The following is a 26,681-nucleotide window of genomic DNA, read 5'->3' as shown; positions in this document are numbered from 1 at the left end:
TAATGAAGTACTTGCAGTGTACTTAGCAGGAGGTTGGCCATGTGGATGGGAGGGGAAATATCCCGAAGGCCGTTTAATAGTATTTTCAAATGAATAAATTGTAAGACCGAACCAATATGTTTTAAATTATACAAAGTTCAGTGATAAGTTATTGAGCTTTTTTTTATATTGGGGTGATTTATTATGGAAAACCATGAGAGAGGAAAATAAATGAAGATTTGGGATCAAGTGTTAGAAAGTGCTATAGAGTTTATAGTTTTTTGGAAAAGGTAATTTTTATAGCAGTAAATTCAATACTGAAAATGATTATAAGATTATTCATGATTCTAATTTAGGTATTGATTATGCGAATAATGATAGTTTTGATTATTTTGACGAGTGGGAAACAATAACTGATTCAATGAATGCTTTTCCTGAGCGTTTTGAATGGAGTGATAGGATTAAATATAAAATAAAGAAAAATAATTTTTTTGGCTTAGAAGGTCAGCAATTTAATGGAGCTAAAGAAAAATGGATGTGTGGAAGACTAATTGATCGCGAAACGATGATTAAGCAGTTTAACAAAGGCTGTAAAATTTAATTTTTAGGAATAGATATGAATCTTATCAACTTATTGGAAAAAATTAGTATAAATAATCAAAAGATATACGGTGAATCATCATTTTTGATTAAGAAAAGTGAGCTAGATAATGATCAATTTTTAATTTATAAAAATTCTATTCCCGAATGTGATTTCAATATTGATATTGGAGGAAATATTAATGATTTTCTAGGAAGTGATTCTATTCAAGAAATTCAGTATATGTTTAGTGATATATTTGATAGAGATAGTACAGTGTTTTTAACACAGCATGATACTAATATTGTTTATATTGAGAATGATTCTGGAAAAGTTGGAGCATGCATTTCAGGTGACACACTTCATATTATTTCAAAAGATATATATAGTTTCTTGAAGGCAATTAATTTAATTCAAGAGCTAATTATTAACAAATATAATTTAAATCCTAGAAAAGAGAATGGTGGGTATGTTGAAGGATTTATTAAAGAAGTTAGGGCGAATTTAGAAATACAAGCGGCTGTTGAAGATATAGAATATTTTATAGAGTTTTTTTATGAATAAGATTATCACAGGTGTAAGTCTATTTGCTTTAGTTTAGCTATTTATAAATGCAATAAACTCAACAATGCTTTTATCTAAAAGGGTAGAAGCATAAATTTTATGCCATATATATTTTACAAAACTCAGCCCAATTCGCCATTAATGCTTTACGTTATCTCAAGATAAGCTCCACGTAGGTAAGCAGCCTCTACCACATCTGGTAGTTTATGAGCTAATACATGCTCACAGACCTCACATGGGTAATCGGTTTTATCAGCAGCAAAATTACTTGGAACAGGTCCCTTTTCTGTATGGTTGCGTGTTAGTGGAGCCATTACAATGCGATTGTTAAGTTCAATGTTGACCAATTGATAATAACTAAAAAGAGTTTTATCGGTCATGCTGCACCTCTAATTTAATATCATGATCCTTTATGGAAAACTACGAAACAAAGCAAAGGCTTTGATGAAGTATGGTTCTACCATTGTGACCACCTTGGTACACCACAGGAAATGAGTGATCATACAGGTGCAATCATTTGGAAAGCGCAATATAAGGCTTGGGGCGAATGTAAAGTAGAGAAAGTTAAATCTAATTTCTTCGAAAATTCTGAAATTATTAGCAACAACATCCGTTTCCAAGGACAGTATTTCGACCAAGAAACAGGTCTTCATTACAACCGATATCGCTACTATTCGTATAATGTTGGACGATATATAAGTAAAGATCCAGTTGGATTGTTTGGTGGATTGAACACATATCAATACGCACCAAATAGTAATTTCTGGGTTGATCCATTAGGTTTGAAAGGAGTAAGTGTAAAGCCTGCACCCGTAAATTCACCATTTGATTATTATTTAACACTAGATAGTAAAGTTTATCCTGAAACTGCTGGTCATATTAAATCAGCTATTGCTAGAGGGCATGCATCCATAGTAACTGTGGATCCAATTAATGCTCCAGCAAGACGAAGATTAGCTATGAAAGGCCATCCTTGTAAAACTGGATATGATCGAGATGAATGGCCAATGGCTATGTTTAAAGAAGGTGGATTAGGTGCAAGTGTAAAATATATTAAGCCATCTGATAATAAAGGTGCTGGTAAATCAATTCAATTAGGTCTCGCCGGTGCGGGAGTTTTACCCGGCGATAAAGTTAAAATCTTTGTAAAATAGAGGTGTAATATGACTATAAAGTTAGAAATTTTAAATGAGTTGTTAAAGTATGATTATCAAAAGGAATATTTTAAATCATTGGAAAATAATTTTGATATAAGAGAAAGTGATAAAACTTTAGAACTCGTTAGATTGGTTTATAACTTATTTGTTCAAGAGTTTGATAATTATTCTGTGATCAGAGAATTTTTAGATAGTATAGAGTTTTGCGATTTTAATCGTAAAAACTCAATCCAATGGGCAAGTCTTTGTTATTTATATCAAATTAAATATATTGTAAATGAAGATGTTAACTTAAGAAAAGAAATTCTTTCTATTTTAATGAAAGATCTTAATGATAATAAAGTAATGGAAGAAAAGCGTTTTAATCGGGTAATCAATGGAAGTGAAATAGCTTCTAGAATCGAGACTAGGAACAAGGAAAAAAAATTGGGACGAGAATTTTATTATACTAACTCTATAGCATTAATAATTGATATGTTGAAAAAAAATATATATGAGTTCAAAGATAAAGAAGACTCTTTTTTATTACAGGATAATATTATTTGTGAAATTAATGAGTTAAAAAATATTTTGCCTACTTTAGAGGAAATTTTTTAAATTTTGAATATTAATCAATCTGAGGTCTTTTTTATAAATCAAAATTGTTTGAGTATTGATGCATAATTTAAAAATGAAATATATTTATATTCAAAAGCTTATAGATATTCAGTTTAAGCGATTAGCGGGCATTTGACGTATACTTGAAGCCACCAGTAAACTCGGTAAAGAAACCTTTAACTTTGACCCAGCCAGTAACATCATAGATCGCTACAATGATGACAAAGCCCAACATCAAGATCAAAACCATGTACAACGAGCAGAAGAAAAAGGTTATGGTTATCATCGTTTAGTTAATAATGTGGTCAAAGAATACCTTGATCAACAATACCAATATGATGCATACGGACAATTGGTCCGACAAAAATCAACGCAAGGTGATTTAAATCTTGAGTGGGATGTTTATGGTCGAATGATCAAAAGCCGCAACAGCCAATACACAGCAGAATATCGCTATGACGCTTTAGGACGAAGAATACAAAAACGTAGTAAGCACCACCATACAGGTGATGAGCGCAACATCATCTATGGCTGGGATGGTGACACATTGGCTTATGAGTCAACAGAACAAGCCACTAAGCACTATATCTACGAAAAAGACAGTTTTGTACCGATGCTTCAGGCAGTTTATCAAAGTCCGATAGAGCTGCATCAAACACCTGATTGGTCAGACAAACCGTATAGCGTGCATCGTGACCCACTATGGAAAGCTACCAAGCAAAGCAAAGGCTTTGATGATGTATGGTTCTATCATTGTGATCATCTTGGTACACCACAAGAAATGAGTGACCATACAGGTGCTATTATTTGGAAAGCAGAATATAAGGCATGGGGTGAGCTCGTGTCAGCAAAGCAACGCTTTGCACGAGCGCAAGACGAGAGCTATGCTCGAAGTGGTAAGTCTGAAAAAGCTAAATCCAGTTTCTTTGAAAACTCTGAAATCATCAGCAACAACATTCGTTTTCAAGGGCAGTATTTCGATTTAGAGACGGGGTTGCATTATAATCGTCATAGGTATTATTCACCTTATGTAGGGAGATTTGTAAGTAAGGATCCTATAAAACACAATGGTGGGTTTAATCTTTATCAATATGCTGCGAATAGTATAGGCTGGACAGATCCGTATGGTTTAAGTCCTGTAAATACGCTTAAGAAAATTGCTGAAGTACGCGCTGGTCGTAGTGTAACAGCCTGTTCATATAAAGAAGCTGGTGCAATTTTATTTGGAGCTTTCCCTGATGCACAAAAATCGGCTGGGGCTAGCGACAAATCATCTGAAAAAACAGCAAAAGATAAAAAAGCTTTTAAACAAAATAGACAAAACTCAACAAACAGGGCTTCATATCATATGGATTATAAAATTAATCCATTGACAGGTGTCTTATTTGGACATGAGTCTTTACCAGATGGCCATCCTCACAAAACTATTCCACATATCAATATATTTACACCTGAAGGTAAAAAAGTTGATATTTTTGTAGAACCACCTAAAAATTGTCCTGTTAGAAAATAAAGAGGTAACTTTAATGAGTGAATTTTATGATAGCATTGAAAAATTGTTTTTGAAAAAAAACCCTATATTGATTTCAAATGTAGATAACACCAATAATAATGAATATGTATTAGATTTATTTTTAAAGAAAAATAATAATAATATTAATTTTGCATTCTCTAAGTATTTGGGTAAGTATGGTGATGCTTTAGATTTATACGACATATATGATTATAGAGAATTTAAAAATTTGGATGATTTCTTTTTTTATTTTAATGAGAGGTATAATGAGTATGAAGATGTGTTAAATGAAATTTTAAAATCAGATTATGTTAGATATCTTAAATAGCAATTGATTTAATATTAATAATTTTATTTGATTGAAAATATTTTATTAATCAGTATGAAAATAGATCGAGATCATTAATTGATATTGAATTAAATTTAAAAAATTTTGATAGTTTTAGTAGTGAGAAATCAAAGCAATTGAATAAGGGTTTAAAAAACAGAAAGGAAGGTATAAGGTGAAAAAAAGCTTTTTTTTAATATATACTTCAAAACTTAAAATATTTGATTTGGCTGAAATTTTTCAAAATAAATTTGATATTTCTTTTATTAAACATAGTAGTGATTACTTAGGTGAATACTACTCATATGAGGGATTGTTTTGTGATCATTTTAAATTATTAAATAATAAGTTGACTGATGATAATTATCAAATAATTGATAGTGAAATTTTAACTATTTTAAAGTTAAGTTTTTTCAATGGGAAAAATAAAGAAAAGCAAAGTAAATACGAATTTATGAAAAAACAATTGGAGGAAATTAATAATTTGAATTTATATTTATTTGAAGTTTTTGAAGAATAGTAGTGATTTTTTAGAGATTTTAGTTTTTTTATTTTTCAAGATTTAAATAATTATGAAAGCCTTTTATTAAATCAAATGTTGTAAGTTTATTTAGCAGGTGGTTGGGAGGTTTCATATCCTGAAGGTCATTTATAGTAGTTTTATATAATGAGTAATTTCATGATTTTATAAAAAATAATTTAAAGCTCAGTGTGATGTCGCTGAGCTTTTCTTATTCTAATAGTCTTCAAAGTATAAATATTCATCCATCGTAATCCAACTGAGTACATTGATGCCTAAACTTGGAGCTACTACTGACCAATGGAAAGAAATTTTAACTAAGTTTAAATAAAAGGAGCTAGAAGATGAGTGAACTTGAAATATTCACCAAGATGGACAATGTAGTTTCTGATTTAATTAATCTAATTCAATCAGAAAATTTTCTTGATGGTATGTATATTGATTCAAAAAGTATTATTATTAACGATACTGAGGATGCTATTACTTTTGCTACAGATCAGGATGTAGACTATGTTAAAGGAAAAGAGTATCAATATTGGACTCATATTATTGAAATTCAAGGAGATGGTGCTTATTTACATGATTTTGAATTAGAGTTACCACAGGATGTTTATGAAAAATATCAAGATAAGCGTTCACAATCATATGAAAGAATAAACAAAGTATTATTTGAAATAGCTGATAATAAAAAAATTGATGAAGATCTCCAAAATTGTTTAAGCGGAGAATTTTTCTATTTATTCAAATATCTTGTTTTTGTAGATGCTTTACCAGAATTTTGGGAAAATATACTCAATATATTGAAGAAAGGGGGGATGCCATGTGGATGGAAAGGCGAGTTTCCAAAAGGTCAAATGATTGTTTATAACCATAAAGATTAAGCTTTATACATATAATTAAACCCAGTCAAAAACTGGGTTTTTATATTTTATTATTGTAAAAACACAGTATATTTCTACATCTAGAACATATGCGCAAGCAGTAGCAAATTCAGCTAAATATGGTACTGCTAAAGAACGGATTATAAGTACTGATTTAAGTCAAGTTAAAGATTCAACGGAATTAAATGGTCCATGTAGTCCATTGAAAGGAAATACTGCAATTAATAGAGCAAAAGCTTCTGGTGAAATATTAATTATTGGACATATCCCTGCATCGGCTATTAAAATTGTCAGACCATAAAGGAGTCAATATGAACACAAACGGTGCAATTAAACTATTTATACAAAAATATTTAGATTTTGATTTACTGATAAGGGAAAAAAAAGGGTTTGATGATGCTTCATTAAACGAGTTAATTACTTTATTAATTAAAATAAAAGAAAACTTAATTCACAGTGATAGCATTCCAAAAGAATTAGCAGAAATTTTTTTGGATATGTGGGGAGCTTTGACGAGTAGTGCGGATTTGTATGAAGAATCTAAAAAGAATCAAATCTATGAAGCTGCGGATTTGCTTTGTTATCAAGCTAGAAATATATGTACAAGTTAAATTTGATGAGCACAAGTTAAGTTTGATGAGCACAAGTTAAGTTTTATATGGCTAATAGACCAGTATTTATACCGAAGCAAGATGGTAAACAGTTAGTTGAGGTTAAATATATAGATTTTGAATGGTTTGCTGGATTGCACTATTCCCAGAAACAAAAATCTATTCGTTCCTTACATGATGCTTTTTTAAAAGAAAGTCCTTGCGCTCAAATTTTAGAGGTTTCAAGTAAGTCAGAAAACACACTAGGCATTGATCTCAGTGCTTTCAATTTAATTTACAATTCTCAAAATAATAAAGATATAAGTGTTGAAGCCATTTTCCAATCTTCTAAAGTCTTTTCAAAAGGAGGTCCATATAAGGACATATTAGAAAAAAACTCTAAAGATGCTAAAAGGGACGAAAGGCTTAGAACTTCAGGAGCATTAATTTCATTCGAATGTGATAGTGTAAATTGGGAACTGGAACCTAAAACTGCATTTTATGATTGGATTTATCTGAATGCTTTAGATAAAAATAGCCACCTTAAAAAACAAGTTTTAGTATACGATGCTTTTACTGATATTGAATTTAATCCTAAAAAATCCATAAATTGCCAAGCTTATTCATTAGCATTATATGTCTCTTTAGTAAAAAGGAATTTGGATGTAACAAAAATTATTTCTGAAAAGAAAAGTTATTTATCTTTAATAGAAAGCTTTTTGGGTTATGGGGTGGATTGAACAAATATCAATATGCTCCAAGCTCTACACAATGGGTTGATGTCCTTGGTTTAAATAAGTATTTCATTGGCAGTATGGACCAAAAGCCTTTTAAAGCTTCTGCGTTAAAATCATTAGTGCCACACTCTAAAGAATGGATGGAAACTTATAACAATTCTAAGTTAATTTTCATTCTGTTCAATCCATTGAACCAAGTCATAAATTTTTTCAGCGACTTCAACTCCTTTATTTTCAGATAAAGAATATTCTACATGTGGCGGAATAATTGGATATTCCTTACGAATCACAAAACCATCATTTTCCAAATCACGTAAAGTTTGAGTCAACATTTTTTCACTGATGCCATCAATTCTACGTCTTAACTCACTAAAACGATGTGTTCCTCGTCTTAAACAGAACATGACCAAAACGCCCCAACGATTGGTTAAATGCATAAGCTTAACCCGAGAGGGGCAATTCTTTGACAACACATTTGCGGCTAAACAAGATTCATCAGTATTCATAAACTTTCCACGACTAAAAAACACTTACTTTTTAGTAAGTACTTACAAAAAGTAAGTTTATTATTTACTATAACAAATATCAGCAAAACTGTGTGGCTTTTCACATATTTTGAATCATATATTTATAGATGAGAGTTAATTTATGGCTTCTCCAATTCTACACTGGATTATCGACCCGATCTGCGGCTGGAGTTATGGTGCGCTGCCTTTAATTAATGCAGTCGAAGAAAAATTTCCAAATCTACAACGTCTACATTTTGGTGGACTTTATAGTGAAGATCATCAACCACAAATGACAGCAGCAATGCGAACCCAGATCATTCACTATGATGAACAAATCCATCAACTCACAGGTGTTGATTTTGGTGATGAATATAAAAATGGTTTGCTTAAAGACAGCACACTGATCATGAACTCTATCCCTGCAACTCACGCTTTACTGAGTATTCAGCAGGAGGTAGGGCATAGCGCGATGATATCGTTATTAAATTTAATACAACAGGGCTACTATCAAAAAGGTCTAGATGTCACACAATATAGTGTACTGGCGCAACTTGCTGTCGAGTTAGGGCTGAATAATGACCAATGGTCAAAATATTTAGATGCGATCGATCAAGATCAACAAGATGAATATATTCAGTATGCACGCCAATTATTATCCCATGTTCGAGGACAAGGTTTTCCAACATTGGTGTATGAAAATCAACATGGTGAAATGGGCAAAATACCGCTTCATGGTTTTTATAATAAATCAGAGGATTTTGTACGTTTTCTAGAGCAACAACTACTTAAATCTTAATTTAATTCCAAAGAGAGCCAACAATATGAAATTATTTTTAAAAACACTTCTTGCAAGTTCAGTGATGTTGAGTGCTTCTGCATTTGCAGCAGAGTTAAGCTATAAAGTTTATAACCCACAAGCACAAGGCATTTTTCCAGTTACATCTACACTTATTTCGGGTGAAAAAGATGCAGTGCTGGTCGATGCGCAATTCAGTGTTAACGATGCAAAGAACTTGGTTAAAATCATTCAAGACAGCGGTAAAAACCTTAAATATATTGTGATTACAGCGGGTGATCCAGATTTTTATTTTGGTTTAGAGCCACTGGTTCAAGCATTTCCAGATGCAAAAGTGATTGCAACCCCAGAAGTTGTTAAACATATTGAAGCAACCAAAGAAGGCAAGTTTGCTTATTGGGGACCTATCTTAAAAAATGGTGCGCCATCTCAAGTGATTGTACCGAGTGCTAGTGAAGATAAAACAATTGTGCTAGAAGGTGAAAAAATTGAGATCAAATCACCGGGTAAATATGCATCTTATCTATGGGTTCCAAGCAATCGTACAATTCTAGGTGGTGTAGGTTTATCTTCAGGAATTCATGTGTGGACAGCAGATGCACAAACTGAAAAAGAACGTAACGAATGGCGAAAAACGCTAAAACAAATGAATCGTTTAAACCCGCGTGCAGTGATTCCTGGACATTATATTGGTGATATTCCAACAGGAACTCAAGCAATCGACTTTACTTATCAATATCTTGTGGATGTTGATCAAGTTTTAAAAGATCATAAAGATTCAGCATCAGTGATTGCTGCTTTAAAAGAAAAATACCCGAACTTGGCTGAAGAAAGTTCTTTGGAGTTAAGCTCTAAAGTGTTGACGGGTGAGATGGAATGGAAATAATTTAACAATGACCTATTGTTTTAAATTCATGAACTTCGTCATTGTTTGTGAACGAGGATAATCGGTTAATCTAATCAGGTGAAACTTAATCTAAGATCACGGTTAAGTTTCATCATTGAAGCCATTGATTTTTTCTAAGCGGAATTTTGAGTTTCAAAGTCTAATACACAATCAACATTTAAAAAATCTCTCACAGTATTTCATTTCATCTCTACGTTGTATTTCTGTATCGAGCGTGAGTATGGATCGTAGAAAATATAAAACTTTCTTAAAATTTAATTAAATAAAAATCAGATACTTAATTTTAATAAAACAGGGTTTATTGGCAGCGATAGCGTGATTAAAATTGAATTCAGCATATGTTTTAAAAATGTAGGAATAGGGGTTTTCCCTCATTCAAAAATCTTTTTAGGGCAGAATATACTGTGCATGTTGAATATATCCTCTATAAGAACGCTTGGAGTAAAAAATGACTGAATTAAGTAAAATACCTACACCAGATACTGCTGAAGATAATGCATTTTTTCCATCCCCTTATTCTTTAAGCCAGTACACCGCATCGAAAACAGATTATGACGGTACGACTTATCCCAAGCCATATCGTGGCGACAAAAAAATTCTGATGATTGCAACGGATGAGCGCTATATCCTGATGCAGAACGGTAAATTCTTTTCTACAGGAAATCATCCAGTTGAAATGTTACTTCCGGTATTTCATTTAGACAATGCAGGCTTTGAGTTTGATATTGCAACGCTCTCAGGCAATCCTGCCAAGTTGGAAATGTGGGCGATGCCGAATGAAGATAAAGTGGTTTTAGATACTTATGCAAAGTATGCTGAAAAACTTAAAAACCCGTTAAAGCTTGATGATATTTTGGACGAGATCATTGCTGGAAACTCGCCATATGCAGGGGTTTTCATTCCCGGTGGTCATGGTGTACTCGCGAAAATTCCTGAAAGTAAAAGTGTAAAAAAAGTTTTAGAATGGGCGATAAACAATGATAAATATGTGATTACACTGTGTCATGGACCCGCAGCTTTACTTGCCGCAGCCGTCGATGAAAAACCAGAAAACTATATATTTAAAGATTATGAAATTTGTGTATTTCCTGACTTTTTAGATAAAGGCGCAAATATTGAAATTGGTTATATGCCAGGACCATTACAATGGTTGGTGGGTGAAAACCTCGATAAATTAGGCGTTAAAATCCTAAATAAAGGTATCACAGGGCAGGTCCATAAAGACCGAAAACTTCTGACTGGAGACAGTCCTTTGGCATCGCATAATTTAGGTAAGTTAGCCGCTGAAACCTTATTGGCTGATCCTGAATTGGTATAAGCATCAATCAAGAGGTTGTTTCTATTTAGACGCAATTTTTTATCTCAATATTGGAGATCTAGAGGCGATCTGCTGCTGATCTCCAATATTTTAGTTTTAAGTGTTCAGTTTAGTGAGAAGACGGCTTTATGAGACTTGCAAGCAATCAATTGGCCGATTTATTGTTTCAGACCGTTCACCAATTGAGACAAGCACGGGACCTCGAAAGTCTATTTAAAATTCTGGTGGGATTTGCTGCTCAGCTAAATTTTGATCGGATTATTGTATGTAGTGTTTCACCTCAAAACCAACATGAATGGATTGATGAAGTTTTCTTTGTCCATGGCAATTGGGTCGATCGAAGCAATATCGAAGAGCGTGAAGTTTATTTACGCCGCTGCCCAATCACCAAGCATATTTTTGAATACGATGAAGCCTTTTTTTGGGCAAAGAGCTCGCATAAAAAAACTGCAAAAGAAACCTATCGGATTATCAAAAGCCCTCTGCATCTTGGTGAGGTCAATGGAATACAAGTGCCCGTATTTGGTCGAACAGGTTTAGAGGGTGCAATTTCATTTGCGGGTGAGATTTCGGATATGGGTGCTGATTTTAAACTCACAGTACAGATGGTTTGTAATATTGCCTTTGGTGAAATTTTACATAAACAAAAGCATAGAATTGCGCATAAAAAAATACTGACCAAACGTGAAAAAGAGGTTTTAAAATGGGCAGCAGTGGGTCAAAAGCATTTTGAGATTGCCGACATTTTAAAAATTTCAGAGAGAACTGTTGAAAATCATTTACGCAGTATAAGAAAGCGCTTAGGAGTAAAATCTACTGCTCAAGCAATTGCTTCTGCCATCATCAGTAGAGAAATTGAATTATAAAGCAGCCCAATGTTTACGACTTTTAAACATTCAGGTTTAGCCAAAAGCGCAGCGATTCTTTTACGAAGCATAGCGTGAGCATTGAGATTTTAAGCCCCCCCTCAAAAAAAGAAGAAAAGAAATAAAATAATAATGATCGCCAAATAAAAACCAGAAGGACTTCTTATTTGGCGTGTATGTGTAGAAAATTTGGTTAGTCTTCACTATACCCAAATTGAAGTAATTAGATTTATCAATGCTTAAAAATAAATAAATTTTGAAATTTTATCAGCATACTCAACCACATTTTGAGAAATTTCACCTCTAAATAAATCTTCTGTATAGGTGCTCAATGGGCAGCTTACAGATAATATGGCAGCAATTTCTTGAGTTGCCTGACTATAAATCGGTGCAGCACTGGCAGCCATATCAGTATTAAAATGCCCCCAACTGATCATAAAATCCTGACTGCGGACATAGTTTAAACGTTCTAATAAACTCGCCAAATCACGTGGTGTACGATCAGAATAGACTTTCCAATCGGTAAAATGTTCATAGCGTTTAATCACTTCAGCCTCAGAAAGGCGAGATAAAATTAATTGTCCAATTACGGTGGCATGGGCATGCCAACGTGTACCAATATGCACATTACTGGTAAATGAACCAATAGATTGGGCATTGCTGATAAAGACAATATCGGTGCCTTCTAAAATCGAAAGATGCACAGCGATTTTAATTTTATCGCGTAATTCACGCATGATGGGGCTAGCCAGATCAGTCAGCGATGATTTGGATAAGCTGTTAAAACCAAGTTCCATCACGTTGCTGTTCAGTGCATAAGTCTTTTGCGACATTTTTCTTAAATAACCACAAAACTCTAAAGTGTGGATTAAACGAAAAGCACTCGAACGGTTTACATCTAATTTTTCTGCGATTTCAGAAATGGTCATTTCCTGATGCTGTTGATCAAATAATTTTAAAATGGCTAAGCCACGCACCAAACCCGGTACTAAATAACGCTCATCATTATTGGGTTCAGCATTTTGCTCCAAGAGAGCATCATTTATTAAGTTCATTGCCAAGTTGCCCTATGTTTATTTTGCAATTCCTGCACATGGAATACCACTATAGTAATCATCAATTTTTCTAATCTCAATGTTTATATATAAAACATTTTTTTGATTAAGAAACATCTAAAATTATAACTTTTTATTAATTCATTGAAAAACATAAAAATATAGTATTTGACAAGCAAAATGATCAAAGCTTATTCTATTCATTGTGTTTTAAATGCTAAATTAAGTTTTATATATAAAACAAATAAGGATGCAAAAATGAGTTGGATCTCAGTTTGTCAGCAAGATGACATTACCGAAGACGAGCCGAAAGCCATAGAAGTCGAGGGTAAGAAAATTGGTGTTTTTTTTATCGATGACAATTATTTTGCGATCGAGAATGTTTGCCCACATGCCTTTGCGTTGCTAACAGAAGGCTTTATTGAAGATCAAACCGTGGAATGCCCATTACATGAGGCAATTTTTGATATTCAAACAGGTGAGCTAAAGAGTGGACCGGGATGTCGTGATTTGTGTACTTATCCCGTACGTGTTGAAGGGCAGGACGTTCAAATTCAACTATAAGTCTTATTTATAAGGATGGAATCTCATGAAAACATTTAATGAGAAGCTAGCGAACTGGATTCATGCCACGCCAGCGACCGAAGCAGGGATCAACAATATTCAAATACCTGGACAGCCAGAACTTCTGGTTTGGCAAACACGCTATAAAGTGCCAACAGTCTATGAGCAGGATTTTGTTCAACATTTAATTCAAGCCTTTTCTTCAGGCGTAACAGAACTTACTGATTTGGTTCAATCTTTAAATCAACAAGGTTTTCGTTGCGAGTCTGGTGAACTTTGGACTTCTGAAACATTTTCTGAAGAAATGCAACGTTTAGGTTATTGATTCAAGGAAGAACAGTGATGAATGCAGCAGTAACAGTGACTCCGAGTGTTGAGGAGTATTTAGATTTAGGTTTACGTGATCAATGGCATCCGGTACTGGCAAGTTGGGAAGTCGCAGCCAATCCTGTGGGTATTACCCGTTTAGGTGAAAATATCGTGGTTTGGCGTGATGACCAAGGTCAGGTGCATGCTTTAGAAGATCGTTGTCCGCACCGTGGTGCGCGTCTTTCTTTAGGTTGGAACTTAGGTAATCGCGTGGCATGTTGGTATCACGGCGTTGAAGTTCGCCATGATGGCAAGGTTGAAGATGTACCCGCAGTACATGAATGCCCAATGAAAGGCACAACCTGTGTGAAAAGCTACCCAGTGATTGAGCAACATGGTGCAATTTTCCTGTGGTTTGGCATTGATCCAAATGAAGTCGCTAAACCACTTGATTTTCCTGAACAATTGGCGAGTGAGGAATGGAGTTCATTCCTATGCCAAGCGGATTGGAAGGTCAATCATCAATATGCGATTGATAATGTAATGGATCCAATGCATGGCACCTATTTGCATTGTACCTCGCACTCAATGGCGGATGGTGAGCGTACTGCAGAAATGAAACACCGCTCAACTGAAAATGGTTTTGTCTTCGAAAAAGAAGGGCAAACAGGGGTCAATTTTGACTGGGTTGAATATGCCAATACTGGTGCAAGTTGGTTGCGTCTTTCGATTCCTTATCGTAAAGATTTTGGTCCAGGCGGTGAGTTTTGGATTGTGGGTTATGCCACACCGATTGATGCTCAAAATACCCGTGTTTTCTTCTGGCGTTGTCGTAAAGTCAGTGGTTGGCAACGTAATGTTTGGCGTTTTCTTTATCGCAATCATTTAGAAAAACTGCATTGGGATGTCTTGGAACAAGATCGAATTATTTTAGAAAATCTTGCGCCAAACGCACGTCAACATGAATTCCTCTATCAACATGATGTCGGTTTATCGCGCTTACGCCGTTTAATGAAAAAAGAAGCGGAAAAGCAGTTAAAGAAAATTGCGAGCTTGAATAGCTCAAACCGTATTGAAATGCAGGAACAAGTTCATGGTTAATGTCGCATTGTTGCAGGGCAAGAAAGTCTTTGTTACAGGCGCAGCAAGAGGCTTGGGACGAGACTTTGCACAGGCCATTGCCGAAGCAGGTGCTCAAGTGGTCATGGCGGATATCTTGACAGATCTTGTGCAACAAGAAGCAGCAGTATTGCAGGCACAGGGTCTACAGGTGACTGCGGTCACGATTGACTTGGCTGATGCTGATTCGATTCAACAGGCTGTTCAGCAAGCAGCTGAACATTTAGCTGGAATAGATGGTTTGGTGAATTGCGCTGCACTTGCGACCAATGTGGGTGGTAAAAGCTTGATGGATTATGACGCCGATCTATGGGACCGGGTCATGAACATCAATGTCAAAGGGACGTGGTTGGTCACCAAAGCATGTGTGCCATATCTCAAGCAGTCTGATGCAGGCAAGGTAATTAATGTGGCATCGGATACGGCTTTATGGGGCGCACCTAACTTGATGGCTTATGTTGCAAGTAAAGGTGCTTTGCTGGCAATGACCCGTTCGATGGCAAGAGAGTTAGGGCCATTTAATATTTGTATCAATACGCTTTCTCCAGGATTGACGCTGGTTGAAGCAACAGAATATGTACCGCAAGATCGTCATGATTTATATGTAAATGGTCGTGCGATTCAACGTCAGCAGTTACCACAGGATCTGAACGGAACAGCACTTTATTTACTTTCGGATTTGTCCTCATTTGTGACTGGACAGAATATTCCCGTAAATGGTGGTTTTGTCTTTAATTAAGGAATTGTTTCATGATTACAGGGATTGAGATTTTAAAGTTTGGCGTTGAGGATCGGGCTGCTTCAAATAAATTTTTGGCAGATTTTGGTTTAAAGCTAAGCCAATCAGATATTGAGGGTACGGATCTTTATCAAACCCAGAACGGCAGTAAAATTTATTTATTTGATTGTGATGATCCGCGTCTACCACAGGCCATCGAGTCAGGCTCAACTTTACGTGAAGTGACTTGGGGCTTGGATGATGCAGCACAGGATTTGGCTGATTTAGCGACTCGCCTGAAAGATGTAGATGGTTATCAAGCCACGGCTGACATGCTGCAATGCTTAGACCCAAATGGGATGACCATTCGCTTTCAAGCCAGCTTTACCCAAGAGCTACCTGCGTTAAAAACAGAAGGGATTAATCAATACGGCAGTATCACTCGTGTCAATGCAGCCAGTCCAGTGTATGAAAAAGGGCAACCTGTTGCGATTGGACATGTCGTGTTCTTTACCCCAGATTTAGAAAAAACAGAATCGTTCTATATCGAAAAGCTCGGTTTCTTCTTATCGGATGCTTATCGTAATCGTGGTGCTTTTTTACGTTGTCGTGGCAAAGGCTATCACCATGATTTGTTTTTGCTTTCGGTACCCAATAAACCTGCTGGACTCAATCATGTCGCCTTTGTGGTGCGTGATATTCATGAAGTGATTGGCGGTGGCTTAAACATGAACCGTTCTGAATGGTCTACTTTTATTGGTCCAGGTCGTCATCCAATTTCTTCGGCTTACTTCTGGTATGTCAACTCACCTTTGGGTGGTGCATTTGAATACTACACCAATGATGATTATTTGACGGAAGAATGGCAACCACGTGTTGAAGAACATTGTTTAGAACTCTTTACTGAGTGGGCGGTTGAAGGTGGTTTAGATGACCATACTCGTCGCCAAGTCAAACCTGTATAAGCAGTTGGAACAGGGAGATTAAGCTATGCAAAGAATAGTCATCGTTGGCGCAGGACAAGCTGCGGGTTGGGCAGTAAGCACACTCCGTCAACATGGATTTCTAGGTGAAATTCATGTGGTATCCAATGAGGAACGGGTATTTTACGAACGCCCACCCCTGTCAAAACAAGTCCTCTCCAAAGAAGCCAGTTATGACAGTTTGCATCTGTTCTCTGCTGAACAGATGCAAGATTTTAACATTGAGTGGCACAAACCCGCTGTGGCAACACAAGTGGATCGCCAACAAAAACATGTGGTTTTAGAAAGCGGTCAAGTTTTGCCTTATGACAAATTATTGATTGCAACAGGAAGCCGAGCACGTGTACCAGTCAATACATGGCAATTTATTCCCAATGTGGTGACTTTACGTAATGTACAAGACTGCGAACGTTTAGCCGAAATCTTACAACATACGCAAAAGTTAGCAGTAATTGGTGGTGGTTGGATCGGCTTAGAAATTGCAGCAACGGCACGGAAACAAGGCAAACAAGTGCATGTTTTTGAATACGGTGATCGACTTTGTGCACGTAGCGTTAGCCCTGATGTATCTGAATTTTTGCAAAATATGCATCAACAACAAGGTACTCAGATCCATTTGAATAGTAAAAATGTGCATTTGATTGAAGCAGGTCAACAACAAGTTGAAGTGGTGAATCATCCAAATGCCAGTGAACTGTTTGATTGTGTGGTGGTGGGTGCAGGTGCAGATATTGCCAAAGAGCTGGGTGTGAGTGCGGGTTTAGACGTTAAGGATGGCATTGTTGTCAATGGTTTTGGACAAACTTCAGACCAAGACATTTATGCCGCAGGTGATGTGGCGATACATCCAAGTTTGGGCTATTGCATTCAGTCTTGGGCCAATGCGCAAAATCAAGCCATTGCCACGGCAAAGTCAATGTTAGGTATGGATACGGAATATCTGGATATTCCTTGGTTATGGTCAGACCAGTATCACTACAATATTCAGATTTTAGGGACTTACCAACCTGAAAAAACCAAGCAGATTGTGCTACGTCAAAACGCAGCAGATCAGTGCAGTTATCTTTATCTGGATGAGCAAAACTGTTTGATCAATATGATTGCGATCAATGACTCAAAACTGGTCAAACTGGCAAAGCGCTGGATGCAATCCAATACCGTGTTAGACCCCCAATTATTAGCAGACCCTGAATTTAATGTCATGAAATTAAAACCATAAACATTAAATCCGGTTCATGACTCAATCGAAGGAATGAAATATGAGTAATGAAGAAAAAAGTGGATTGAAGCATTGGGTTCCTGCTTTTGTCCTGATGATCTGTGTCGTTCTGGCATTTTTCGACAAAATTAGTATCGCAGTCTTATTTGCGGACCCGCACTTTCAGGGGGCGATGGGGATTGCCCAAGACAAAGCAAAACTTGGATGGTTAATGACCAGCTTTTTATTGGCTTATGGTTTTTCCTCAGTGTTTTTAAGCTTCTTAGGCGATATTTTTAGTCCTAAAAAAATGCTGTTTTGGAGCGTCTTATCTTGGGGAATACTCATGTTCTGTATGGGTTTTACCACCAACTATACAGGGATGTTAATTCTCCGCGTTCTGCTTGGATTAGCTGAAGGCCCATTATTTGCCTTGGCTTATACCATCGTGAAACAAACTTATACAGATCGTCAGCAAGCACGTGCTTCCACCATGTTTTTGTTGGGTACACCGATCGGTGCTTTCTTGGGTTTTCCAATTACCGCGGCTGTTCTCGCAAAGCATGATTGGCATACCACCTTCTTTGTGATGGCTGGTTTAACTGTGATTGCACTGATTGCGATTGTGTTTGGCTTACGTAATTTACAACTCAAGAAAACCATTGAGCTGGAATCGACCAGTAAACGTGTCAATTTTAAAGGGCATATCCACAACACCAAAGTGTTATTACAGAACGGTTCTTTTTGGTTGGTGTGTATTTTCAATATTGCACTGATGACTTATCTGTGGGGATTAAACAGTTGGGTTCCATCCTACCTGATTCAAGACAAGGGCTTTAACCTTAAAGAGTTTGGTATTTATTCAAGCTTCCCATTTATCGCCATGTTGATTGGTGAAGTGATTGGTGCATTTCTTTCTGACAAGTTAGGTCGTCGTGCCATTCAGGTATTCAGTGGCTTACTGGTGGCCGGCATCTTTATGTATGTCATGGTCATTATGACAGATCCAATTTTAGTGATTGTAGCAATGTCTCTCAGCGCAATGGCTTGGGGCTTTGGTGTCGCAGCAATATTTGCACTACTTGCTCGTGTGACCACCGCTGATGTGGGCGCGACTGCGGGTGGGATTTTTAATGGACTGGGTAATTTTGCCAGTGCAATTGCACCCGTTCTGATCGGTTACATCGTGATGCAAACCCACAGTTTTAATTTAGGAATTACCTTCTTAGCAGCAGTTGCTGTGATTGGATCGTTCTTCTTGGTTCCTTTACTAAAACGTTATTAATTCAAGATATCTAGGAGTTAAACATGACTACTCAACAATTCGAATCATGGTCACAGCCTGAAGGTACAAGCTTACAAGATTGGTTAAATACCCGTATCGCACGTTTTGAAACACGTAAATATGATTTTGATGCCTTGAAGTTCCAAGCGGACTATGACCCCAAATATCGCCGTGCCCAAATGCGTTATATGGGCACGGGTGCAACAGGTGTAGTCAATGATGGCAACACTGTTCCAGCAGAAAACTTCACTTTTTCAACCATGGTTTTACCTCCGCAGTGCGAAGGGCCTTTGCATATTCATCATGATGTTGAGGAAGTGTTTTTTATGTTGCGTGGTGAGATTGACCTGTTTATCGAACATAACGGTGAGAAATTTCAAACCAAACTTAAAGAGCGAGACCTGATTTCAATTCCACCTGGAATTTACCGTGGCTTGTTTAATCCGGGTCAGGAAGATGCCTTGATGTGTGTGATGTTAGGTGCGGGTAAACCGACCATTCCGAACTATCCACCAGAACATCCATTGTCGCAAATCAAACGTTGATTGAATCGACAAAGCCCAGCCCTACAGCAAAGGAATCCAGCCATGACATTGCTTGATCGATTAGCCAAATATCCAGTCAAAACCATTGTAGTGGATGGTCAAGTACACGCCTATCGTGAGGCAGGTCAAGGCCAGCCGTTGATTTTGCTACATGGGATTAGTTCGGGTTCTGCTTCATGGATCAACCAGCTCGATGTACTGCGTCAGTCTTTTCGTGTGATTGCTTGGGATGCACCGGGTTATGGCTTATCAGAAGGTTTAAATACAGCGCAACCGAATGCAGAAGATTATGCACAACGTTTGTTGGGTTTAATCGATGCTTTGGCAATTTCGCAAGCCATTCTGGTTGGTCATTCCCTTGGGGCTTTACAGGCCAGTGCTTTTGCTCATCTTTATCCTGAACGTGTACAGACTTTGCTGATTGCCAATGTGGCACAAGGTTATCAACGTTCAGATGAGGAAAGCAAATCACAAGTCTATCAAAAAAGACCGATGTTGTTGAAAAGCTTAGGTCATGCGGGCATGGCGGCAAGTCGTGGACCGCATTTAATTTATAAACAAGATGCTCAAGCTTTGGCTTTGGTCACAGCGGTGATGCAGGATTTGACCTTAGACGGTTTTACCCATGCATCGTATTTGCTGGCCTATGACGAAATTAGAAATTATTTAACAGATATTCGTGTTCCTTGCGTCGTGATTGCAGGCGATCAGGACCAAATTACATCTGCACAAGGTATTCAAGACCTTGCCGCAGAAATGCAATTGAGCCGATGTCATCTGATTACAGATGCAGGTCATCTGAGTTATGTCGATCAACCACAACAGTTTAACGACATTATTTTATCGGCACGTTAAGACTCAAACGAGAGAAAAATATGAGCTTCCAAGTTGAAGGAAAAGTAGCAGTAGTAACAGGTGGCTCGTCAGGCATTGGTTTGGCTGCTGTCGAAATTTTAGTTGCAGAAGGTGCCAAAGTGGCATGGTGTGGTCGGGATGAACAGCGTCTAGCAGAATCAAAAAATTATATTTTGGAAAAGTATCCGCAAGCCCATATTTTTACTCAAGCCTGCAATGTTTTAGACAAACAAGATGTAAAACGCTTTGCACAACAGGTCAATCAAAATTTAGGCAATGTCGACATGTTGATCAATAACGCAGGTCAAGGGCGTGTATCCAATTTTGAAGACACCCAAGATGAAGATTGGATGAAAGAAATTGAATTGAAGTATTTCAGTGTCTTGCATCCTGTTCGTGCATTTTTAGATGATTTAAAAAAGTCGGCGTGTGGATCAATCACCAATGTCAATTCCTTACTGGCCTTGCAACCTGAACCACACATGATCGCGACGTCATCGGCACGCGCCGCTTTGCTGAATTTAACTCATTCCTTAGCGCATGAATTTAGCCAATATGGGATTCGGGTGAATTCAATTTTATTGGGCATGGTGGAGTCAGCACAGTGGAAACGCCGTTTTGAAACACGTTCAGATAGCCAAGCGTCATGGGAACAGTGGACAGGCAATATTGCAAAAAACCGTGGTATTCCAATGCAACGTCTAGGTAAACCTGAAGAACCAGCACACGCTTTGGTGTTCTTGGCTTCACCATTGGCATCCTATACCACGGGTGCAGCCTTGGATGTCTCTGGTGGATTTAACAAACATTTATAAGGTGTGCCCATGAAACAGTTGATGATGATTGGTTTCGGTGCAATGGCAGCAGAAGTGTACGCACATATGCCACAAGATTTACAGCTTAAATGGATTGTGGTGCCTGCACGCAGTGTTGAAAAAGTACAGGCACAAGTATCCGCTCAGGTACAGGTAATTAGTTCGATTGATCAATGCCTTGGCACGCCTGATTATGTAATCGAAGTTGCAGGCCAAGCGGCGGTAAAAGAACATGCCCAAAAGGTGTTAGAGAAAGGTTGGACCATTGGTCTGATTTCAGTGGGAACCTTAGCCGATAGCGAATTTTTCTCTCAACTGAAACAGACTGCGGAACAATACGATGCCCATCTACATCTTTTAGCGGGTGCGATTGCGGGGATCGATGGTATCTCTGCGGCAAAAGAAGGTGGTTTGGAAAAGGTCACCTATAAAGGCTGTAAAAGTCCGAAGAGTTGGCGTGGCAGTTATGCTGAACAATTGGTTGATCTCGATCAGGTCAGTGAAGCTATGGTTTTTTTTCGTGGTACAGCCAGAGAAGCAGCACTGAAGTTTCCAGCCAATGCCAATGTTGCAGCAACCATAGCACTCGCAGGTTTAGGCATGGATGAAACCATGGTTGAGCTTACGGTTGATCCAAAAACCAATAAAAACAAGCACACCATTGTGGCAGAAGGCGTGTTTGGTGGAATGACCATTGAATTGGTAGGTGTGCCTTTGGCAAGCAATCCTAAAACCTCAACTTTGGCTGCGCTTAGCGTGATTCGTGCATGTCGCAATAGCGTTGAAGCAATTCAGATTTAAAAGGATTTGATCATGGTAAAGTAAATTTATATCGCAGGTGAATGGCGATTAGGTAAAGGCAATACGATTCAAAGTCTGTTTCCAGCAGATCAATCTGTAAATGCTGAAATTTCTACAGCGAGTTTAGATGATGTCAATGAAGCAATTGAAAAAGCAGATTTGGCATGGCGACAAGCAGGCTGGCGCAATAGCATGCCACATGAACGTGCGCGTATTTTGTATAAAGTGGCAGAGATTATTGAAGCGCGTGTAGATGAGCTTGCAAAATTACAAACCCGTGATAATGGTAAGCCACTGGCTGAAACACGTGGTTTAGTGATGAGTGCTGCCGCTACAGCACGCTATGTTGCCGCAGCATGTGAAACGCTGAATGATGAACTCACCACACAACGTGCGGCTGACTTTATGACCATGAGTGTGCATGAACCTGTCGGTGTGGTGGCCGCGATTACACCGTGGAATTCACCGATTGCCAGTGAAGTTCAAAAACTAGCCCCTGCGATTGCTGCTGGAAATGCGGTGATCCTTAAACCGGCAGAGGCAACGTCTTTAATTGCCTTGGAACTCGCCAAAATCTTTGAACAAGCAGGACTGCCAAAAGGCTTACTCAGTGTTTTAGTGGGGCGTGGTTCTGTAATTGGTGATGCCATCGTAAAGCATCCTTTGGTCCGCAAAATTTCATTTACTGGCGGAACCACTACAGGGCGTCATTTGGCTCATCTTGCCGCAGATAAATTGATTACCACCTCATTAGAGCTTGGTGGAAAATCCCCTACGATTGTTATGCCTGATGCAGATATTGAATTGGCTGCTAAAGGTGTGGCTTATGGGATCTTTAGCTCCGCAGGACAAGCCTGTATTGCAGGTTCACGACTCTTCGTGCATCACAGTATTTACGATCAGTTCCTTAAGCGTTTGGTTGAAATTACCAAAGCTTTACGAGTGGGACATCCAGAAACAGCGGGTGTACATTTGGGCTCTTTAATTAATCCAAAGCATTTGGCTTCTGTCGATGCCTATGTGCAATTGGCCAAACAAGAAGGTGGTCAAGTTGTAGTGGGTGGTCAAGCGCTGACGGATGGTGATTTGGCGAAAGGAAGTTATTACTTACCGACCATCATCACGGGCTTAAATAATACTGCACAAACCTGTCAAGAAGAGATTTTTGGTCCGGTCTTGGTGGTGATGAAGTATCACGATGAAGCTGATTTAATCACCCAAGCCAACGACAGTTGTTTTGGGCTTGCAGCAGGAATCTGGACTGAAAATTACCGTAAAGCTTGGCAAATTGCGCGTGCTTTGGAAGTCGGTACAGTCTGGATTAATACCTATAAAAAATTCTCTATTTCGGCACCGTTTGGTGGCTTTAAAGAAAGTGGTATCGGGCGTGAAAAAGGGCGTTTAGGTATTTTGTCTTATATGCAGCAAAAAAGTATTTATATGGGATTAAGCGAACAGCCAAATCCTTGGTGTGAATAATAAATTCATGGAATGAAAAAGTTTTTGAGGAATAAACAATGACAGAACGTGTAAATGTAGGCGAAGCAATCGCGCGTGTTTTAGAAGCACACCAAGTGGAAAGTATCTATGGGGTGATTTCGATTCATAACCTACCAATTGCAGATGCCGTAGGGCGTCGTGAAAAGATTCGTTTTGTGGCAGCGCGTGGCGAAGCAGGTGCAGTCACCATGGCAGATGGTCACTCACGCTTTAAAGGTTTAGGGGTTGCTTTGACCAGTACCGGTGCAGGGGCAGGCAATGCAGTAGGTTCATTGATTGAAGCGATGAATGCTGGGAGCCCTGTGTTGCATTTAACTGGGCAAGTTGAACGTGAATATCTTGATCGTGATGCTAGCTTTATCCATGAAACCAAAGATCAACTGACCTTCTTACGTGCGTCAAGCAAAGCTGCATTTCGTATTACCAGCCCAGACAATGCAGTGGGTGTAATTCGTGAAGCAATTCGTGTTGCAACCACAGTACCGATGGGGCCTGTAAGCGTTGAGCTCCCGATTGATGTGCAAGCTGCAGAAATTGACTTGCCATTGAATTTAGGTCCTGTCAAAGCGCTTGAATTACCGCAGGCTGAGCAAGTTGAAATTGATTTAATTGTTGAAGAAGTTAAAAAAGCCAAACGCCCCATCTTCTGGATTGGTGGTGGCACGTTAAATAGTGTTGATGAAGTGAAAGCTATTGCAGATCTTGGGATTCCTGTGGTTTCTTCGACCCATGCCCGTGGTGTGTTAGCGGATGAGCATCCACGCAGTTTAGGTGCATTCCATAACTCAGCAGGGGTTGAGCAACTGTTAAAACAGGCTGACTTATTGGTGGTAGTGGGCTCGCGTTTACGCAGCAATGAAACCAAAACCTATTCGGTGCAGTTCCCTGATAATCTGATTCAGATTGATGCCAATCCAGTGGCGCAGCAACGTAATTATAAAGTTCGTAACTTCATTTGTGCTGATGCCAAAGCTGTATTACAACGTGTGCTCACAGGGCTAAGCGGTATCTCAAAAGTTGATACAGATTATGATGCAGCGGTTGTTGCAGCAAAACAGTCCGCTATTGAGGCACTGCGTACTCAGCTGGATCAATATGCACTGATCTGTGATCACTTACGTGCGGCACTGCCACAAGACGGCATCTTTGTTCGTGACATTACCATGTCAGGCAGTACTTGGGGCAGCCGACTATTTCCAGTACAAGCACCGAATCTAAATATTCACTCACTTGCAGGGGCAATTGGTCTTGGTTTAGCCACGGCAATTGGCGCTTCTATTGCCAATCCAGATAAAAAAGTGATTGGTCTCGTGGGCGATGGTGGTTTGATGCTCGGTATCGGTGAGATTGCCACCATGGCGCAAGAAAATACCAACATGGTGCTAATGATCATGAACGATGGTGGTTATGGCGTAATGCGTGGTATCCAAAAGAATTACTTTGGTGGGCGTCAATATTTCAACGAATTGCATACCCCAGATTATAAAGTCTTAGGGGAAGCAATGGGAGTGAAAAGCTGGAAAGTGGGCAGTGCAGATGAGTTTAAAAGCGTGATTCAACAAGCGGTCGACTTTCAAGGGCCAAGTGTGATCGAATTGGATATGAATTCGATTGGACCACTGAACTTTGCAGGACCGCCGCAGAAAAAACTCTATTAAAACCAGTTGAACATTCGATGCTGGCATCGGATGTTCAGCAAAAGCTCCGGCAAATTTTTTTTGCTCAAAATACAATAAAAACTATGTTTTATAGGTAAAACAAAAGTCCAACAGGATCGTTGGACCACAAGGGAAGGACGCAATTATGAAAAAGACAGCTATCGCGATGCTACTTGCAGCATTGTATTTGGGTACCTCATCCAATGTTTTGGCGCAAAGCTCAGCATTAGAATGGAAAAGTGAAGATGAGACGGACTCTATAAAATTGGGTGGCGTGGTGCGATTAAACCAACGCTATGAAAATTGGGAAGGACCGAATGATGGCTTTGGCAAACTCTATTTTGATATTTTTAGAGTCGATGTCAAAGGTAAATTTGACGATGCCTATTTTAATGCAAGCTACTTGTTTCAAGACCAAGAGAAACGCTCGATCGAAAAAGCCTACGTGGGCTACAATTTAGATCAACAGAATAGTCTAGAAGCCGGCTTTGTATATAAACCTTTTGCGATTTATCCTTATCCGCAAAATGGTTGGACTTACCATATTCCATTCTTTTTGGGCTATGGCAATAACATTGCCCCAGGTTTGAACTGGAATTTTCATAATCAGGACTGGGATGTAAAACTGGGCTATTACCCTGAAATGCTGGCAACCAATCTGCGCTATTCGCCGGAAAGTGCCACTTATGATGATCTTGCCGACAATGCATTTCCAAGTCAAAAAGCCTATCAAAATGAAAAGCGCCATCAATTCAATACGCGGATTGTGCGCAAGTTAGACACCAAGGTGGGTAAGCAGGAAGTCGGGGTATCGGGGGCAATTGCGCAATTGCATAATAAAACCACCGATAAAAATGGCCAATATTATGCAGTAGGGGTGCATAGCGATAACAATTACAAACGCTTTAATTTACAAAGCTCTGTGATTCATTATCAATATGATGCAAAGAACCCTGACGGGGTCAATAATGATATGACTTTAATGGGGAATAACGGATTTACCCCTGCTTATTTTATTGCCTCTGAAGCGACAGTTGCCAGTTTAAATCTTGCCTATACCTTACCTATGCAAAATATGGGCAAACTCAAAGCGATCCGTTTCTACAATGATTATAGTTATATGGATAAGAAACGTGATGATTGGTCAGATTCTCAAATGAATACCACCGGGATGATGTTTATTGCGTCACCCTTTATGGTGTGGGCTGATTATACTTGGGGGAAAAATGCCAATATTATTGGCGGTGCAATGAATTCAACCGGTTTTAGCTCGACCGTTTCACCCTATAGTGACCAATGGTTGTATCGGATCAATTTAAACCTTGGATTTAGTTTTTAAAAAGTTAATTTGGGAATTGATCTGTTTGTTATGGCGATATTTGCTATGGCAATAACTGCTTTGTTGCATTTAGATTTAAACACCGATGGATGACA

At 38.2% G+C, this 26,681-nt stretch carries 29 protein-coding genes and 3 pseudogenes; 29 read left to right on the top strand and 3 right to left on the bottom strand.

Annotated elements, in window-relative coordinates:
- Window positions 1-400 precede the first annotated feature (400 nt).
- Both MTO68_RS18105 and MTO68_RS18100 read left to right on the top strand, forming a co-directional pair.
- Window positions 401-580: a hypothetical protein gene (locus tag MTO68_RS18105; RefSeq protein WP_244013754.1), complete on the top strand. Its 180-nt coding sequence runs from the start codon at window positions 401-403 to the stop codon at window positions 578-580.
- 15 nt (window positions 581-595) lie between these two features.
- Window positions 596-1,123 (top strand): hypothetical protein, encoded by a 528-nt coding sequence (locus MTO68_RS18100; RefSeq protein WP_244013752.1) that lies wholly within the window; start codon window positions 596-598, stop codon window positions 1,121-1,123.
- A 97-nt stretch (window positions 1,124-1,220) separates the two neighbouring features.
- Here MTO68_RS18100 and MTO68_RS18095 read toward each other — a convergent pair.
- Window positions 1,221-1,383: pseudogene (locus MTO68_RS18095) on the bottom strand (integrase); the annotation flags it as partial.
- Between the two features lie 144 nt (window positions 1,384-1,527).
- Here MTO68_RS18095 and MTO68_RS18090 point away from each other — a divergent pair.
- From MTO68_RS18090 to MTO68_RS18050, 9 genes and pseudogenes are all read left to right on the top strand, one after another.
- A pseudogene (locus MTO68_RS18090) lies at window positions 1,528-1,911 on the top strand (RHS repeat-associated core domain-containing protein); the annotation flags it as partial.
- Window positions 1,906-2,277, top strand: coding sequence for a NucA/NucB deoxyribonuclease domain-containing protein (locus tag MTO68_RS18085; RefSeq protein WP_279578611.1), 372 nt, complete (start codon window positions 1,906-1,908; stop codon window positions 2,275-2,277). The pseudogene MTO68_RS18090 and the gene MTO68_RS18085, both read left to right, overlap by 6 nt.
- 9 nt (window positions 2,278-2,286) lie before the next feature.
- A complete protein-coding gene (locus MTO68_RS18080) occupies window positions 2,287-2,877 on the top strand; it encodes a hypothetical protein (RefSeq protein ID WP_244013750.1) in 591 nt (196 codons plus the stop codon).
- Between the two features lie 136 nt (window positions 2,878-3,013).
- Window positions 3,014-4,012: pseudogene (locus tag MTO68_RS18075) on the top strand (RHS repeat-associated core domain-containing protein); the annotation flags it as partial.
- A 391-nt stretch (window positions 4,013-4,403) separates the two neighbouring features.
- Window positions 4,404-4,718 (top strand): hypothetical protein, encoded by a 315-nt coding sequence (locus MTO68_RS18070; protein ID WP_244013748.1) that lies wholly within the window; start codon window positions 4,404-4,406, stop codon window positions 4,716-4,718.
- 175 nt (window positions 4,719-4,893) lie between these two features.
- Window positions 4,894-5,238, top strand: coding sequence for a hypothetical protein (locus tag MTO68_RS18065; RefSeq protein ID WP_244013746.1), 345 nt, complete (start codon window positions 4,894-4,896; stop codon window positions 5,236-5,238).
- Window positions 5,239-5,582: 344 nt separating this feature from the next.
- Window positions 5,583-6,119, top strand: coding sequence for a hypothetical protein (locus MTO68_RS18060; RefSeq protein WP_244013744.1), 537 nt, complete (start codon window positions 5,583-5,585; stop codon window positions 6,117-6,119).
- 311 nt (window positions 6,120-6,430) lie between these two features.
- Window positions 6,431-6,730, top strand: coding sequence for a hypothetical protein (locus MTO68_RS18055; protein ID WP_244013742.1), 300 nt, complete (start codon window positions 6,431-6,433; stop codon window positions 6,728-6,730).
- 47 nt (window positions 6,731-6,777) lie between these two features.
- The gene (locus MTO68_RS18050) at window positions 6,778-7,449 is read left to right on the top strand and encodes a hypothetical protein (protein ID WP_244013740.1); all 672 of its coding nucleotides are present in this window, start codon (window positions 6,778-6,780) and stop codon (window positions 7,447-7,449) included.
- Window positions 7,450-7,610: 161 nt separating this feature from the next.
- Here the strand turns inward: MTO68_RS18050 and MTO68_RS18045 are convergent, their stop codons facing one another.
- Window positions 7,611-7,952, bottom strand: a complete 342-nt coding sequence (locus MTO68_RS18045; protein ID WP_004717650.1) for a helix-turn-helix domain-containing protein — start codon at window positions 7,950-7,952, stop codon at window positions 7,611-7,613.
- A gap of 142 nt (window positions 7,953-8,094) precedes the next feature.
- On the opposite strand from MTO68_RS18045, the gene MTO68_RS18040 reads away from it, so the two are divergent.
- The 4 genes from MTO68_RS18040 (at window position 8,095) to MTO68_RS18025 (ending at window position 11,842) form a co-directional block, all read left to right on the top strand.
- The gene (locus MTO68_RS18040; protein ID WP_244013738.1) at window positions 8,095-8,751 is read left to right on the top strand and encodes a DsbA family protein; all 657 of its coding nucleotides are present in this window, start codon (window positions 8,095-8,097) and stop codon (window positions 8,749-8,751) included.
- Between the two features lie 25 nt (window positions 8,752-8,776).
- Window positions 8,777-9,637 carry a Vmh family MBL fold metallo-hydrolase gene (locus tag MTO68_RS18035; protein WP_244013736.1) on the top strand — a complete coding sequence of 287 codons (861 nt, stop codon included), beginning with the start codon at window positions 8,777-8,779 and terminating at the stop codon, window positions 9,635-9,637.
- Window positions 9,638-10,106: 469 nt separating this feature from the next.
- Entirely contained in the window at window positions 10,107-10,976 is an 870-nt protein-coding gene (hchA, locus tag MTO68_RS18030) for a glyoxalase III HchA (RefSeq protein WP_004823466.1), read from the top strand.
- Between the two features lie 128 nt (window positions 10,977-11,104).
- Window positions 11,105-11,842 carry a PA1136 family autoinducer-binding transcriptional regulator gene (locus MTO68_RS18025; protein WP_004823465.1) on the top strand — a complete coding sequence of 246 codons (738 nt, stop codon included), beginning with the start codon at window positions 11,105-11,107 and terminating at the stop codon, window positions 11,840-11,842.
- A 239-nt stretch (window positions 11,843-12,081) separates the two neighbouring features.
- Here MTO68_RS18025 and MTO68_RS18020 read toward each other — a convergent pair whose 3' ends face one another.
- Window positions 12,082-12,897, bottom strand: coding sequence for an IclR family transcriptional regulator (locus MTO68_RS18020; RefSeq protein ID WP_239045099.1), 816 nt, complete (start codon window positions 12,895-12,897; stop codon window positions 12,082-12,084).
- A gap of 258 nt (window positions 12,898-13,155) precedes the next feature.
- On the opposite strand from MTO68_RS18020, the gene MTO68_RS18015 reads away from it, so the two are divergent.
- The 14 genes from MTO68_RS18015 (at window position 13,156) to MTO68_RS17950 (ending at window position 26,586) form a co-directional block, all read left to right on the top strand.
- A complete protein-coding gene (locus MTO68_RS18015) occupies window positions 13,156-13,461 on the top strand; it encodes a non-heme iron oxygenase ferredoxin subunit (RefSeq protein ID WP_034615827.1) in 306 nt (101 codons plus the stop codon).
- Window positions 13,462-13,486: 25 nt separating this feature from the next.
- Window positions 13,487-13,786 carry a recombinase-like helix-turn-helix domain-containing protein gene (locus tag MTO68_RS18010; protein ID WP_004823462.1) on the top strand — a complete coding sequence of 100 codons (300 nt, stop codon included), beginning with the start codon at window positions 13,487-13,489 and terminating at the stop codon, window positions 13,784-13,786.
- Between the two features lie 17 nt (window positions 13,787-13,803).
- Window positions 13,804-14,871, top strand: a complete 1,068-nt coding sequence (locus MTO68_RS18005) for an aromatic ring-hydroxylating dioxygenase subunit alpha (protein WP_239045100.1) — start codon at window positions 13,804-13,806, stop codon at window positions 14,869-14,871.
- Window positions 14,864-15,628: an SDR family oxidoreductase gene (locus tag MTO68_RS18000; RefSeq protein WP_239045101.1), complete on the top strand. Its 765-nt coding sequence runs from the start codon at window positions 14,864-14,866 to the stop codon at window positions 15,626-15,628. Before MTO68_RS18005 ends, MTO68_RS18000 begins: the two co-directional genes overlap by 8 nt.
- An 11-nt stretch (window positions 15,629-15,639) precedes the next feature.
- The gene (locus MTO68_RS17995) at window positions 15,640-16,572 is read left to right on the top strand and encodes a VOC family protein (RefSeq protein WP_239045102.1); all 933 of its coding nucleotides are present in this window, start codon (window positions 15,640-15,642) and stop codon (window positions 16,570-16,572) included.
- Window positions 16,573-16,597: 25 nt separating this feature from the next.
- Complete coding sequence (locus tag MTO68_RS17990; protein WP_239045103.1) at window positions 16,598-17,809, top strand: FAD-dependent oxidoreductase; 1,212 nt, start codon at window positions 16,598-16,600, stop codon at window positions 17,807-17,809.
- Window positions 17,810-17,849: 40 nt separating this feature from the next.
- Window positions 17,850-19,073 (top strand): MFS transporter, encoded by a 1,224-nt coding sequence (locus MTO68_RS17985; protein ID WP_004823455.1) that lies wholly within the window; start codon window positions 17,850-17,852, stop codon window positions 19,071-19,073.
- A 23-nt stretch (window positions 19,074-19,096) separates the two neighbouring features.
- On the top strand, window positions 19,097-19,618 hold the full coding sequence (locus MTO68_RS17980; RefSeq protein ID WP_004717620.1) for a cupin domain-containing protein: 522 nt from the start codon (window positions 19,097-19,099) through the stop codon (window positions 19,616-19,618).
- Between the two features lie 42 nt (window positions 19,619-19,660).
- On the top strand, window positions 19,661-20,473 hold the full coding sequence (locus tag MTO68_RS17975) for an alpha/beta hydrolase (protein ID WP_239045104.1): 813 nt from the start codon (window positions 19,661-19,663) through the stop codon (window positions 20,471-20,473).
- A 20-nt stretch (window positions 20,474-20,493) separates the two neighbouring features.
- Entirely contained in the window at window positions 20,494-21,288 is a 795-nt protein-coding gene (locus tag MTO68_RS17970; protein WP_239045105.1) for an SDR family oxidoreductase, read from the top strand.
- 9 nt (window positions 21,289-21,297) lie between these two features.
- Entirely contained in the window at window positions 21,298-22,089 is a 792-nt protein-coding gene (locus MTO68_RS17965; RefSeq protein ID WP_244013734.1) for an aspartate dehydrogenase, read from the top strand.
- Between the two features lie 24 nt (window positions 22,090-22,113).
- Window positions 22,114-23,568: an aldehyde dehydrogenase gene (locus MTO68_RS17960; protein ID WP_244015999.1), complete on the top strand. Its 1,455-nt coding sequence runs from the start codon at window positions 22,114-22,116 to the stop codon at window positions 23,566-23,568.
- Between the two features lie 38 nt (window positions 23,569-23,606).
- Window positions 23,607-25,247 (top strand): thiamine pyrophosphate-binding protein, encoded by a 1,641-nt coding sequence (locus tag MTO68_RS17955; protein WP_239045107.1) that lies wholly within the window; start codon window positions 23,607-23,609, stop codon window positions 25,245-25,247.
- 145 nt (window positions 25,248-25,392) lie between these two features.
- Window positions 25,393-26,586 carry a hypothetical protein gene (locus MTO68_RS17950; protein ID WP_239045108.1) on the top strand — a complete coding sequence of 398 codons (1,194 nt, stop codon included), beginning with the start codon at window positions 25,393-25,395 and terminating at the stop codon, window positions 26,584-26,586.
- Window positions 26,587-26,681 lie beyond the last annotated feature (95 nt).

The organism is Acinetobacter sp. NyZ410, assembly GCF_022828975.1.
GTDB classification, from domain to species: Bacteria; Pseudomonadota; Gammaproteobacteria; order Pseudomonadales; family Moraxellaceae; genus Acinetobacter; species Acinetobacter guillouiae.
The sequence above is the reverse complement of the archived record's forward strand: the minus strand, read 5'-3'. Positions and strand labels throughout refer to the sequence as shown.

What these genes read in the sequence shown, in the direction of transcription:
- MTO68_RS18105 (WP_244013754.1), top strand. Translation starts at nt 401, where the DNA reads ATGAATGCTTTTCCTGAGCGTTTTGAATGGAGTGATAGGATTAAATAT.
- MTO68_RS18100 (WP_244013752.1), top strand. Translation starts at nt 596, where the DNA reads ATGAATCTTATCAACTTATTGGAAAAAATTAGTATAAATAATCAAAAG.
- MTO68_RS18080 (WP_244013750.1), top strand. Translation starts at nt 2,287, where the DNA reads ATGACTATAAAGTTAGAAATTTTAAATGAGTTGTTAAAGTATGATTAT.
- MTO68_RS18070 (WP_244013748.1), top strand. Translation starts at nt 4,404, where the DNA reads ATGAGTGAATTTTATGATAGCATTGAAAAATTGTTTTTGAAAAAAAAC.
- MTO68_RS18060 (WP_244013744.1), top strand. Translation starts at nt 5,583, where the DNA reads ATGAGTGAACTTGAAATATTCACCAAGATGGACAATGTAGTTTCTGAT.
- MTO68_RS18055 (WP_244013742.1), top strand. Translation starts at nt 6,431, where the DNA reads ATGAACACAAACGGTGCAATTAAACTATTTATACAAAAATATTTAGAT.
- MTO68_RS18050 (WP_244013740.1), top strand. Translation starts at nt 6,778, where the DNA reads ATGGCTAATAGACCAGTATTTATACCGAAGCAAGATGGTAAACAGTTA.
- MTO68_RS18045 (WP_004717650.1), bottom strand. Translation starts at nt 7,952, where the DNA reads ATGAATACTGATGAATCTTGTTTAGCCGCAAATGTGTTGTCAAAGAAT.
- MTO68_RS18040 (WP_244013738.1), top strand. Translation starts at nt 8,095, where the DNA reads ATGGCTTCTCCAATTCTACACTGGATTATCGACCCGATCTGCGGCTGG.
- MTO68_RS18035 (WP_244013736.1), top strand. Translation starts at nt 8,777, where the DNA reads ATGAAATTATTTTTAAAAACACTTCTTGCAAGTTCAGTGATGTTGAGT.
- hchA (WP_004823466.1), top strand. Translation starts at nt 10,107, where the DNA reads ATGACTGAATTAAGTAAAATACCTACACCAGATACTGCTGAAGATAAT.
- MTO68_RS18025 (WP_004823465.1), top strand. Translation starts at nt 11,105, where the DNA reads ATGAGACTTGCAAGCAATCAATTGGCCGATTTATTGTTTCAGACCGTT.
- MTO68_RS18020 (WP_239045099.1), bottom strand. Translation starts at nt 12,897, where the DNA reads ATGAACTTAATAAATGATGCTCTCTTGGAGCAAAATGCTGAACCCAAT.
- MTO68_RS18015 (WP_034615827.1), top strand. Translation starts at nt 13,156, where the DNA reads ATGAGTTGGATCTCAGTTTGTCAGCAAGATGACATTACCGAAGACGAG.
- MTO68_RS18010 (WP_004823462.1), top strand. Translation starts at nt 13,487, where the DNA reads ATGAAAACATTTAATGAGAAGCTAGCGAACTGGATTCATGCCACGCCA.
- MTO68_RS18005 (WP_239045100.1), top strand. Translation starts at nt 13,804, where the DNA reads ATGAATGCAGCAGTAACAGTGACTCCGAGTGTTGAGGAGTATTTAGAT.
- MTO68_RS18000 (WP_239045101.1), top strand. Translation starts at nt 14,864, where the DNA reads ATGGTTAATGTCGCATTGTTGCAGGGCAAGAAAGTCTTTGTTACAGGC.
- MTO68_RS17995 (WP_239045102.1), top strand. Translation starts at nt 15,640, where the DNA reads ATGATTACAGGGATTGAGATTTTAAAGTTTGGCGTTGAGGATCGGGCT.
- MTO68_RS17990 (WP_239045103.1), top strand. Translation starts at nt 16,598, where the DNA reads ATGCAAAGAATAGTCATCGTTGGCGCAGGACAAGCTGCGGGTTGGGCA.
- MTO68_RS17985 (WP_004823455.1), top strand. Translation starts at nt 17,850, where the DNA reads ATGAGTAATGAAGAAAAAAGTGGATTGAAGCATTGGGTTCCTGCTTTT.
- MTO68_RS17980 (WP_004717620.1), top strand. Translation starts at nt 19,097, where the DNA reads ATGACTACTCAACAATTCGAATCATGGTCACAGCCTGAAGGTACAAGC.
- MTO68_RS17975 (WP_239045104.1), top strand. Translation starts at nt 19,661, where the DNA reads ATGACATTGCTTGATCGATTAGCCAAATATCCAGTCAAAACCATTGTA.
- MTO68_RS17970 (WP_239045105.1), top strand. Translation starts at nt 20,494, where the DNA reads ATGAGCTTCCAAGTTGAAGGAAAAGTAGCAGTAGTAACAGGTGGCTCG.
- MTO68_RS17965 (WP_244013734.1), top strand. Translation starts at nt 21,298, where the DNA reads ATGAAACAGTTGATGATGATTGGTTTCGGTGCAATGGCAGCAGAAGTG.
- MTO68_RS17955 (WP_239045107.1), top strand. Translation starts at nt 23,607, where the DNA reads ATGACAGAACGTGTAAATGTAGGCGAAGCAATCGCGCGTGTTTTAGAA.
- MTO68_RS17950 (WP_239045108.1), top strand. Translation starts at nt 25,393, where the DNA reads ATGAAAAAGACAGCTATCGCGATGCTACTTGCAGCATTGTATTTGGGT.